Source organism: Pseudomonas sp. 11/12A (assembly GCF_000800055.1).
Lineage (GTDB): Bacteria > Pseudomonadota > Gammaproteobacteria > Pseudomonadales > Pseudomonadaceae > Aquipseudomonas > Aquipseudomonas mohnii.
Genome location: NZ_JUGV01000001.1, coordinates 3,750,425 through 3,761,661, shown reverse-complemented (window position 1 = coordinate 3,761,661; position 11,237 = coordinate 3,750,425). Strand labels below are relative to the sequence as shown.

The window sequence follows — 11,237 nt, the reverse complement described above, 5'->3', positions numbered from 1 at the left end:
CTGCCCTGTCCGCGAGATCATCAAGTGCGCAAGGATGCTGGTTTTGGCGTTGGTCGAATAACCTGTCGTGATGCTGATTCGGCAAAATAGCGTGACCTGCGAGTCATAACGCGCATCTTCACTGTATTGTATTGACCGGGGATATGGCGCCTGGCCCGTTATCGGTTCCAGTGATAGCTCTTTGCGATCCCCGTGGCTGCCTGTCGGGGCGGCCATTTTCGGTATGTCGGCGCCCCTCGAATCCTTGCGAGCGGTGGTATTGGGCTGTTTTTTATTGGGAAGCCGTAATGATTGGCATAAAAAGCATTGCGAGCTACGTTCCTGTAGCCGGCGTGGACAATTACGCACAAGGTGCAAAATTCGGGAAGGATGAAGAATTCATCCTCGGAAAGATCGGGTCGGCGTTCCTGCCGCGCAAAGATGCTGATCAGGAAACCTCCGATCTGTGCGTGGAAGCGGCCAACGCGCTGTTTGCCAGCAACCCTGAACTGAAACGCGAGTCCATCGACGTGCTGATCGTCGTTACCCAGAACGGTGACGAAGAAGGCCTGCCGCATACAGCAGCGATCGTCCAGGACAAACTCGGCCTGTCGACCAATGTTGCGGCGTTCGACATCTCGCTGGGTTGTTCCGGTTACGTCTACGGCATTTACGCGATCAAGGGCTTCATGGAAGCTGCGGGCCTGAAGAATGGCCTGCTGATCACGGCTGACCCGTATTCTAAAATCGTCGACCCGGAAGATCGCAATACCACCATGCTCTTCGGCGATGCCGCGACGGCCACCTGGATGGGTGAAGACCCGGTCTGGGCACTGGGCAAGGCCAAGTTCGGCACCGACGGTTCCGGCGCGCCGCACTTGAAGGTCACCGATGGCGTGTTCTTCATGAACGGCCGTCAGGTGTTCAACTTTGCGCTGCTCAAAGTTCCGGCACATTTGCATGAGCTGCTCGACGACTCCGGTCTCAAGGCCGATGACATCGATGCGTTCTGCATTCACCAGGGCAGTGCGGCGATCGTCGATGCCGTGGCGCGGCGCTTCGAAGGCGAGCCAGAGAAGTTCATCAAGGACATGGTCGAGACCGGCAACACCGTTTCGTCGAGCATTCCCTTGCTGCTGGAGAAACACGCACTCAGCGCCGAATGGCAGCGCGTGGCGATCAGCGGTTTTGGTGTTGGCCTGTCGTGGGGGTCGGCGATTATCTATCGTCCTTGAGTCATAAAACCCGGACACAAAGATAGCGTTCAAGGTGTAACCTTGAGCGCTATTTTTTTGCCTGAATGAAGCGCGAGGCGCCATGAGCGAGTTTTTTCAATCCAATGCTGAAGTCATCTTGCGTCGCTGGCCGGCGGTGGCTGAGCGCTTGCTGGCGGAGGACTCGGGCGCTTTGCAGGCCGATCTTGTGGAAGGCCTCGGTTCGACCTTGAGCATCAACGGCATTCAGTTGACCAGCCGGCATGACCGGACCCGTGAAGCGCGGTTGCAGGCAGACAGTCTGCCCGCCGACAGCCCGGCGATGCACGTCTACGGCACCGGGCTGGGTGATTTGCAACTGGAGCTGCTGCAGCGTCCGGGGGTCGAGCGTCTGCACGTGCACATCCTTAATGGCGCGGTGTTTGCGCTGGTCTTGCAACTGCTCGATCAGCAAGCGTGGCTCGCCGATTCGCGGGTTGAACTGCATTACGCCGCAGACTTGAGGGAAATCTGCCTGCCGTTCTTTGCGCTGCCATCGGAGTTGGTGTTGGCCGATGATTACAATGCGAAGATTCGCGACCGCTTGATCAGTGAAACGCATCTGGCGTTCAACAATCGCGAGTTTGTCGCGGACAATCCTGAAATCGCCGAGCGGCTACAGGACAATATCCAGCAGGTTCGTGCCGACAGCGACGCAGCGCAGCTGTTCGCAACGCATACGGGTGAGCCCGTATTCGTGATTGCGACAGGCCCGAGTCTGGAGCAGCACTTCGAGGCGTTACGGAGCATCCGCAGTCAGCACGCTCGTCCATTGTTTATCTGTGTCGACACCGCTTACCGGCCGTTGATGGCGCAAGGCATCAAGCCTGATGTGGTGGTCTCGATCGACCAGCGGATCTCTTTGCGACACCTGCCAGCCGATGACAGCGCCGGTACAGCGCTGGTTTACATGCCTCTGGTCGATCCTGTCGTACTGTCGGGCTGGGAGGGCAAGCGTTACGTAGCGTACTCGGCCAGTCCGGTGTTCCGGGAGCTGCGTGAGCAGTTGCCTCGAGCTGAGTTGTACGTGGGGGGGAGTGTGATTCATCCGGCGGTGGATTTGGCGGTGAAGATGGGGGCCGCCAGGGTCACCCTGTTCGGGGCTGATTTTGCGTTCCCCAATAACAAGACTCATGCCGGCTGGAGCGATGGCGACCTCGGTCCTCAATTGGGTGCCTCTCGCCATTGGGTATTGGACGGGCATGGGCAGCGAGTCAAGACACAGCTGAATTTCCGCAGTTATCTGTGCGAGCTGGAGCGCTACATCGCGGCGCATCCGCAAGTTGAGTTCTATAACAGCAGTCGTGCCGGAGCCATGATTACCGGCACGATCTTTCATCCGGAGTTCAGTTGATGAATGAGATGTCACTCGTCGAACAGGCCCGGCAATGTGCTGGATTGTTTCGTCTTGGAAGGGATGTCGAGGCCGCGCTGTTCATGGTCGAGGTGGGTTCGCAGGTGCAGTCGAGAGTTGAAAGTGCCGGGAGTGAGGTTCTTTCCTGGTGGTCGGCGGTGCTGATGCGCATGCTTGATTGTCAGGAGCGGCAGGATTGGTTGGCGCTGGCGGACTACATGGAGTATGAGCTGGTGGATTTGCTGGAGGCTGTCAGTTCTGGTTGAGGCGGTTGTTGATCAGATACGGATCTGGATTATCGATTTTGCGGCAATTCTCTGACGTCATTTTTCAATGGTTGGGTAGTCTCTAAGCCTTTGTTTTGGAGGGGGTGGCAGGGTGATGGCAAAAAATTTTCAAAATCCCCTAAAGCAACCTGCATTCACGACGATAACTATTACGTAGGTTCTCTAGGCCATACCGGGCGGTTGCCAGGGCCGGAAGCCGCAGTACCCAACCAACGAGGAATTCGTCATGGCTTTAACAGTAAACACCAACACTACTTCCCTGGGCGTTCAGAAGAACCTGAACAAAGCGTCCGACGCACTGTCGACCTCGATGACCCGTCTGTCCTCCGGCCTGAAAATCAACAGCGCCAAAGATGACGCCGCTGGCCTGCAGATCGCTACCCGTATGACTTCGCAGATCCGTGGCCAGACCATGGCTATCAAAAACGCCAACGACGGTGTTTCGATCGCTCAGACCGCTGAAGGCGCACTGCAAGAATCGACCAACATTCTGCAACGTATGCGTGAAATTTCGGTTCAGTCGCGAAACGACTCGAACGGTACTGCTGACCGTGACGCTCTGGACAAAGAATTCCAACAGTCCGTTGCTGAACTGACCCGTATCGCTCAATCGACCAACCTGAACGGTAAGGCTCTGATCGACGGTACTGCTGGTGCGATGGAATTCCAGGTAGGTTCGAACACCTCTTCCGACAACCAGATCACTCTGACCCTGTCGACCAGCTTCGACGCCAGCGCATTGGGCATGACCGGTATTGCCATCTCCGGTACAGACAACGCTACTAACCACACCAACGTTGACGCTTCGATCTCGGCTATCGACGCTGCTCTGGCCAACATCAACGCCACTCGCGCTGACCTGGGTGCTGCTCAGAACCGTTTCGCGACTACCATTTCCAACCTGCAGAACATCAACGAAAACGCCAGTGCTGCACTGAGCCGCGTACAAGATACCGACTTCGCTGCTGAAACTGCCCAGCTGACCAAGCAACAAACTCTGCAACAAGCTTCCACCGCAGTTCTGGCTCAGGCCAACCAACTGCCATCCGCTGTACTGAAACTGCTTCAGTAATCGCCGATGAGTTTTGGCGGGGGGGTGCGCTGGTCGCGCTCTCTCGCTTTTTACTTTTTTAAGAGGTGACGGACATGGATATGAGCGCCAAGCTGAACTTGTCTTATCCTGCGGCCAGGCAGGCGACGACAGTTGCCGAAAAGCCTGCGGAAACGCCTCGCCCGGTGGTTGCTCAGGTAACTGCTGTCAAGGAAGAAAGTAAAAGCGTTCCGACCGATCAGGAAAAACTGAAGATGGCCGTACAGGAAATCGAAAAGTTTGTGCAGTCGGTCAAACGCAACCTGGAGTTCTCGATCGATGAGCCTTCAGGCAAGGTAGTTGTCAAAGTCATTGCCAGTGATTCGGGTGAGGTGATCCGTCAGATCCCCAACGAGGAAGTTTTGAAGCTGGCAAACAGTTTGAATGATGCAAGCAGCCTCTTGTTCAGCACGAAGGTCTGATAATTGGCACGAATTTTGTTGCTATATTCTTTTGGGCGTTGTAGTGGTCAAAAGGCCGGCGACACACTGAAGGGAGTTCCACATGGCAAGTCCAATTCAACCGGGAAGTGGTCTGGGTTCCGGTCTTAATATCAGTTCGATCGTCACGGCCTTGGTCAACGCTGACAAATCGGCCAAGCAGAACCAGATCGACCGGCAGACGGCCACCAACACCGCGCAGATCTCCGGTATCGGTTCCCTCAAGAGTGTTCTGGCGAACTTCCAGACGGCGATGAAGAACCTGAGCAGTACGACTAACCCGCAGTTTCTGGGGTTCACTGCCACTTCCGGCGATGCCAAAGTACTGACGGCTACGGCCAGCAATACGGCTGTCAATGGCACTTATGTCGTTAAGGTCAGCAATCTGGCAACTTCTTCGAAGGTGGCAACCGCGGCGTTCGCTGGCGGTGCCAGTACTTCGATTCCCGAAGGTACGCTTAACATCACCCAGAATGGCACTTCCGTTCCCGTGACCATTCCGGCGGGCGCGACGTTGCAATCGGTTCGTGATGCGATCAACACCCAGCAGGGTGCCAACGGTTTCAGTGCCAACATCGTTACTGACTCGTTTGGTTCGCGCCTGGTGATGGGGTCTTCGGCCACGGGTGCAGGTTCCGATATTACCCTTAGTGGGATCACGGGTCTGGAAATCACGGCCGGTCAGAAGATGGGTGCAACGCCGACCGATACTTCGGCAGGTGCCATTGGTGAGTTCGCGGTAGACGCCAATTTCACCGTGGACGGCCTCGCGCTGACCAGCAAGACCAACACTGTGGACAAGGCCGTTTCCGGTTTGACCCTGAATCTGGTCGCTGGTGGTGATGCAACGACCACTGTAACTGTTGGCCCTAACGGCGATGGCTTGAAAAAGGCCATCCAGAGTTTTGTTGACGCTTACAATCAGGTTGTGACCAGTGTCAACTCCTTGACCAAGCCTACCCTGGATAAAGACGGCAATCCGACGGTCGCCGCTGCGCTGACCGGCGACCCGTTGTCGCGTAGCGTTCTGGCCTCGATCCGTGAGCCATTGGTCACAACGGGTGCGGGCGACAAGCTTACCGTTCTGTCGCAGTTGGGCATCACCACTAACCAGAAGACCGGGGCGCTGGATTTCGACAGCACCAAGTTTTCCAAGGCAATGGATACCCAAAAGCTGGGCGGCGAAGTCCAGAAGCTGTTCCTGGGTGATCCAACAGCCACTGGCGCTGCTGCCAAAGGTCTGTTGACGCGCATGAATGAGGCCATCCAGCCTTACACGGTCACTGGCAAGGAGGGTATCCTCGATTCGCGCTCGACCAACCTGGCCAAGACCAAGTCGAACCTTGCTGAGCAGCAGGCCGCTCTGGATCGTCGCGTCGAGACGCTGACCGCCGTGCTGACCAAGAAGTACAACGACATGGATAGCCTTGTCGGCAAGTTGAAGGCAACAGCGAGCAACATCACATCCATGTTCGATGCGATAAACGCTCAGAAAAACGCCTGATACTCCGTACACGCCAAAAAAGCCCGGCAGCAGAATGCGCTCGTCGGGCTTTTTGGTTTTCGATCTAAAGGTTTTTGGTGCCGTGTCGATAGACTGGTTATACGAATCACAGATTTTTGGATGAGGTAGAGCATGAACCCGATGTTAGCCCTTCGGCAATATCAGAAGATTGGTGCACAAGCCCAGACTTCCGAAGCCAGTCCGCACCGTCTGGTGCAGATGCTGATGGAGGGCGGGCTGGATCGTATCGCCCAGGCCAAAGGCGCGATGGAGCGCAAGGACATCCCGAACAAGGGCATCCTGATCGGCAAGGCCATTGGCATTATTGGTGGTTTGCTCGAAGGACTTGATCTGGATAATCAGTCCGATACCGTGGGGGAACTGGCCAATCTGTACGAATACATGATGAAGCGCCTGACCGAAGCCAACGCCAAGACCGATCCGAAGATCCTCGACGAAGTCGCGGACCTGCTGCGCACGGTCAAAGAAGGTTGGGATGCCATCGGCACGCCGGCTCCACAGTTCTGAAGGAGATCGCCATGAGTCTTGTACTGCAGCGAATTGAAGAAACCCGCGACGCTCTGGTCGATGCTCTGGCCGAGCGCAACTGGGAGGCTATAGGCGAGTTGGATCTGGCTTGCCGTTCCTGCATGGAAGACGTCATGAGTGAGGCCGCGGTGGACGAGGTCGCGTTGCGCGACAACCTTGAGGAACTGCTCGGGGTTTACAAGCAACTGCTCGATGCGGCCACCGGGGAGCGTCAGGCAATAGTCGATGAGATGTCGCAGATCAACCAAGCGCAAAACGCGGCAAAGGTTTACCATCTGTTTGGATAATTAATCCCCGGTTAATCCAGACATGTGCGCCATAAATTTGACTGTGCACGGTTTTTTGACTTAACTAGTGGCTGTTTTCAGATTTCAGGCGTCTACAGGCACATGGTGTCCTGCAAGCGTCTCGCTTGCCCCTTATTTCGGGCATTGAGTTGACTAGGGAAGTTGCTATTGCATGTGGCGTGAAACCAAAATTCTGCTGATTGATGACGATAGCGTCCGCCGCCGCGACTTGGCGGTGATTCTAAATTTTCTCGGTGAAGAAAATTTACCCTGCGGTAGCCATGACTGGCAGCAGGCTGTCGGTTCGTTGGCATCCAGTCGTGAAGTAATCTGTGTCCTCATCGGGACGGTCAATGCTCCAGGCGCGCTTCTGAGTCTGTTAAAGACACTCTCCACCTGGGATGAGTTCCTTCCGGTTTTGTTGATGGGCGATAATTCTTCCGTTGACCTGCCGGAAGACCAGCGTCGCCGAGTGCTTTCGACCCTGGAAATGCCACCCAGCTACAGCAAGTTGCTCGACTCCCTGCATCGTGCCCAGGTCTATCGCGAGATGTACGACCAGGCCCGTGAGCGCGGTCGTCATCGCGAGCCCAATCTTTTCCGTAGCCTCGTCGGCACCAGCCGGGCGATTCAACACGTCCGTCAGATGATGCAGCAAGTCGCCGATACCGATGCCAGCGTGCTGATCCTCGGTGAGTCGGGGACTGGCAAGGAAGTGGTTGCGCGTAACCTGCATTACCACTCCAAGCGCCGTGATGCGCCGTTCGTACCGGTCAACTGCGGGGCAATCCCCGCGGAGCTGCTGGAAAGCGAATTGTTCGGCCATGAGAAGGGCGCCTTTACCGGTGCGATCACCAGCCGTGCCGGGCGTTTCGAACTGGCCAATGGCGGCACCCTGTTCCTCGACGAAATCGGCGACATGCCGTTGCCGATGCAGGTCAAATTGCTGCGTGTGTTGCAGGAGCGCACTTTCGAGCGCGTGGGCAGCAACAAGACCCAGAGCGTCGATGTGCGCATCATCGCGGCCACTCACAAGAATCTCGAAAGCATGATCGAGATCGGCACCTTCCGCGAAGACCTGTACTACCGCCTGAATGTGTTCCCGATCGAGATGGCGCCGTTGCGCGAGCGCGTCGAGGACATTCCGCTGCTGATGAACGAGTTGATCTCGCGCATGGAGCACGAAAAGCGGGGTTCGATCCGTTTCAACTCGGCGGCAATCATGTCGCTGTGCCGTCACGGCTGGCCGGGTAACGTCCGCGAGCTGGCAAACCTGGTGGAGCGCATGGCGATCATGCATCCGTACGGCGTGATCGGCGTGGTCGAATTGCCGAAAAAATTCCGCTATGTCGACGACGAAGACGAGCAGTTGGTCGACAGCCTGCGCACCGACCTGGAAGAGCGCGTGGCCATCAACGGTCATACGCCCGACTTCAGTGCCAATGCCATGCTGCCGCCGGAAGGCCTGGACCTGAAGGATTACCTCGGTGGTCTGGAGCAAGGCTTGATTCAGCAGGCCCTGGACGATGCCAACGGCATTGTCGCGCGAGCTGCCGAACGCCTGCGAATCCGTCGGACCACCCTGGTGGAGAAGATGCGCAAGTACGGTATGAGTCGTCGTGACGGTGATGAACAGGCGGATGATTGACGCGTGTTTTTCAACTCCTTCATTTATAGGCGGTTTTTTTTCGGCACGGGTATTGCTACATCCCTCGCAACGTTCCGTTTCACTGACGGTCAGCCAAGCGAGAGAGCACGATGCCCCAAGCCGCCCAGATGTCTCCTGTCTCAGATGCTTTTGGGAATACCCTGGGGCAACCGTCGTCGGTAGAGCAGGCAAGCCGGCAGGGTCTTGAGCAGGCTTTTGCCCTGTTCAACCAAATGTCGAGCCAGTTGACCGACTCCTACAGCATGCTCGAGGCCCGGGTCACCGAGCTCAAGGGCGAGCTGGCGGTAGTCAGCGCGCAGCGCATGCAGGAGCTGGCGGAAAAAGAACGCCTGGCCAACCGTCTGCAAAACCTCCTCGATCTGTTACCCGGCGGCGTCATCGTCATTGATGCCCTGGGCATCGTGCGCGAGGCCAATCCGGCGGCTTGCGAACTGCTTGGGCTGCCTCTTGAGGGTGAGCTGTGGCGGCATGTCATTGCCCGTTGCTTTGCGCCCCGTGAAGACGACGGCCATGAAGTGTCCCTCAAGGACGGTCGGCGTTTGTCGATTGCCACGCGCTCGCTGGATGCAGAACCCGGTCAGTTGGTGTTGCTCAACGACCTGACTGAAACCCGTCATTTGCAAGATCAACTGGCCCGCCACGAACGCCTGTCGTCCCTGGGGCGAATGGTCGCGTCGCTGGCTCATCAGATTCGTACGCCATTGTCTGCCGCGTTGCTGTATGCAAGCCATTTGACCGAGCAGGCGTTGCCGGTCGAGACTCAGCAGCGTTTCGCCGGGCGACTCAAGGAGCGCCTGCATGAGCTGGAGCACCAGGTGCGCGATATGCTGGTGTTTGCCCGCGGCGAGCTGCCCTTGACCGATCGTGTAACCCCCAGGCAACTGATGCAGTCGCTGCAAGCGGCCGCATTGACCCATGTGCAGGACCTGCCGATCCGCTGGCAGTGTGACAGCCATGTCGGCGAGTTGCTGTGCAGTCGCGACACCCTGGTCGGGGCCATTCTCAATCTCATCGAAAACGCCATTCAGGCCAGCGGCGGTCATGTCCGTCTGAAGGTTCATCTGTACACCCGCGAAAACACCCTGCGCCTGTGTGTCAGCGATAGCGGCAGCGGTATCGACGACGCCGTGCTGGCGCGTTTGGGTGAGCCGTTTTTCACCACGAAATCCACCGGGACCGGCCTGGGCCTGACGGTGGTCAAGGCGGTTGCGCGTGCCCATCAGGGCGAGTTGCAGTTGCGCTCGCGGTTGGGGCGCGGCACTTGTGCGCAGGTGAGCCTGCCGCTTTTTTTTGGTGAAAAAACCAGCGCTCAGAGAGCCGAGTGAAGGTCATGGGTATCAAGGTTCTACTGGTCGAGGATGACCGCGCACTACGCGAAGCACTGGCTGACACGCTGTTGCTCGCCGGACACGATTACAAAGCCGTCGGTTCGGCGGAAGAAGCATTGGCCACCGTGGGGGGCGAGGCGTTCAGTCTGGTGATCAGCGACGTCAATATGCCGGGCATGGATGGTCATCAATTGCTCGGCTTGCTGCGCGCGCGTCAGCCGCAACTGCCGGTGTTGCTGATGACCGCGCACGGTGCCGTGGAGCGGGCAGTCGATGCGATGCGCCAGGGCGCTGCGGATTATCTGGTCAAGCCGTTCGAGCCCAAGGCCTTGCTCGATCTGGTGGCCCGTCATGCCTTGGGCAGTCTGGGCGCGCCGGAGAGCGAAGGGCCTGTCGCGTTCGAACCGGCCAGTGCGCAGTTGCTCGAACTGGCTGCGCGGGTCGCGCGCAGCGACTCCACGGTGCTGATTTCCGGCGAATCGGGGACCGGTAAAGAAGTGCTGGCGCGCTACATTCATCAGCATTCTCATCGCGCCAGCCAGCCGTTCATTGCGATCAACTGTGCGGCGATCCCCGACAACATGCTGGAGGCCACGCTTTTCGGTCACGAAAAAGGTTCGTTCACCGGTGCCATCGCGGCGCAGGCCGGCAAGTTCGAGCAGGCCGATGGCGGGACTATCCTGCTCGACGAAATTTCCGAGATGCCCCTGGGGCTTCAGGCGAAATTGCTGCGTGTGCTGCAAGAGCGCGAGGTTGAGCGAGTCGGTGCGCGCAAGCCGATCACCCTGGACATTCGTGTCGTCGCCACCACTAACCGTGATCTGGCCGGGGAAGTGGCGGCGGGGCGTTTCCGTGAAGACCTTTATTATCGCCTGTCGGTGTTTCCGCTGGCCTGGCGTCCGTTGCGTGAGCGCCCCGCCGACATCCTGCCGCTGGCCGAGCGTCTTCTGGCCAAGCACGTCAATAAAATGAAGCATGCCGTGGCGCGACTGTCCCCCGAGGCGCAGGCTTGCCTGGTCGGTTATCCGTGGCCGGGTAATGTGCGTGAGCTGGATAACGCGATCCAGCGTGCGCTGATCCTGCAGCAAGGTGGCTTGATTCAGCCTCAGGATTTCTGTCTGAGCGGCCCGGTCGCCTGCGCGCCCCTGCCGGCCTTGGCGTCGGTGCCCGTGCGCGCAGTGGAGGTCGAAGCCGAAACGGGCGGAGCGCTGGGGGATGACCTGCGCCGCCGTGAGTTCCAGATGATTATCGACACGTTGCGTACCGAGCGTGGCAGGCGCAAGGAGGCTGCTGAGCGGCTGGGCATCAGCCCGCGCACCTTGCGTTACAAATTGGCGCAAATGCGCGATGCGGGAATGGACGTGGAAGCCTGTTTGTTCGCCACCTGACGCAGTTCCTGTAGGAGCGAGCCTGCTCGCGATGGTCGTTAACGATTACTCGGGGTTTCAGGATAAACGCGGTGCTCTTGAGATCATCGCGAGCAGGCTCGCTCCTACA

The 11,237-nt window shown here is 57.9% G+C and carries 11 protein-coding genes; all 11 read left to right on the top strand.

Annotation, left to right across the window (positions count from 1 at the left end):
• The first annotated feature begins 287 nt into the window (after positions 1 to 287).
• The 11 genes from GQ39_RS17320 (at position 288) to fleR (ending at position 11,128) form a co-directional block, all read left to right on the top strand.
• Entirely contained in the window at positions 288 to 1,214 is a 927-nt protein-coding gene (locus GQ39_RS17320; protein WP_047532022.1) for a ketoacyl-ACP synthase III, read from the top strand.
• A gap of 82 nt (positions 1,215 to 1,296) precedes the next feature.
• The gene (locus GQ39_RS17315) at positions 1,297 to 2,586 is read left to right on the top strand and encodes a motility associated factor glycosyltransferase family protein (RefSeq protein ID WP_047532020.1); all 1,290 of its coding nucleotides are present in this window, start codon (positions 1,297 to 1,299) and stop codon (positions 2,584 to 2,586) included.
• The gene (locus tag GQ39_RS17310; RefSeq protein WP_047532018.1) at positions 2,586 to 2,852 is read left to right on the top strand and encodes a hypothetical protein; all 267 of its coding nucleotides are present in this window, start codon (positions 2,586 to 2,588) and stop codon (positions 2,850 to 2,852) included. Before GQ39_RS17315 ends, GQ39_RS17310 begins: the two co-directional genes overlap by 1 nt.
• 247 nt (positions 2,853 to 3,099) lie before the next feature.
• Complete coding sequence (locus GQ39_RS17305; protein ID WP_047532016.1) at positions 3,100 to 3,945, top strand: flagellin domain-containing protein; 846 nt, start codon at positions 3,100 to 3,102, stop codon at positions 3,943 to 3,945.
• Positions 3,946 to 4,019: 74 nt separating this feature from the next.
• Positions 4,020 to 4,385: a flagellar protein FlaG gene (locus tag GQ39_RS17300; protein WP_047532014.1), complete on the top strand. Its 366-nt coding sequence runs from the start codon at positions 4,020 to 4,022 to the stop codon at positions 4,383 to 4,385.
• An 82-nt stretch (positions 4,386 to 4,467) separates the two neighbouring features.
• Entirely contained in the window at positions 4,468 to 5,907 is a 1,440-nt protein-coding gene (gene fliD / locus GQ39_RS17295; protein ID WP_047532012.1) for a flagellar filament capping protein FliD, read from the top strand.
• A 132-nt stretch (positions 5,908 to 6,039) separates the two neighbouring features.
• A complete protein-coding gene (fliS, locus tag GQ39_RS17290) occupies positions 6,040 to 6,435 on the top strand; it encodes a flagellar export chaperone FliS (RefSeq protein ID WP_047532010.1) in 396 nt (131 codons plus the stop codon).
• An 11-nt stretch (positions 6,436 to 6,446) separates the two neighbouring features.
• Positions 6,447 to 6,743, top strand: a complete 297-nt coding sequence (locus tag GQ39_RS17285; protein ID WP_047532008.1) for a hypothetical protein — start codon at positions 6,447 to 6,449, stop codon at positions 6,741 to 6,743.
• A gap of 172 nt (positions 6,744 to 6,915) precedes the next feature.
• Positions 6,916 to 8,391, top strand: coding sequence for a sigma-54 dependent transcriptional regulator (locus GQ39_RS17280; RefSeq protein WP_047532006.1), 1,476 nt, complete (start codon positions 6,916 to 6,918; stop codon positions 8,389 to 8,391).
• Positions 8,392 to 8,519: 128 nt separating this feature from the next.
• Complete coding sequence (locus tag GQ39_RS17275) at positions 8,520 to 9,737, top strand: sensor histidine kinase (RefSeq protein ID WP_425272099.1); 1,218 nt, start codon at positions 8,520 to 8,522, stop codon at positions 9,735 to 9,737.
• A 5-nt stretch (positions 9,738 to 9,742) separates the two neighbouring features.
• Positions 9,743 to 11,128, top strand: coding sequence for a sigma-54-dependent response regulator transcription factor FleR (gene fleR / locus GQ39_RS17270; protein WP_047538978.1), 1,386 nt, complete (start codon positions 9,743 to 9,745; stop codon positions 11,126 to 11,128).
• The last annotated feature ends 109 nt before the right edge of the window (positions 11,129 to 11,237 follow it).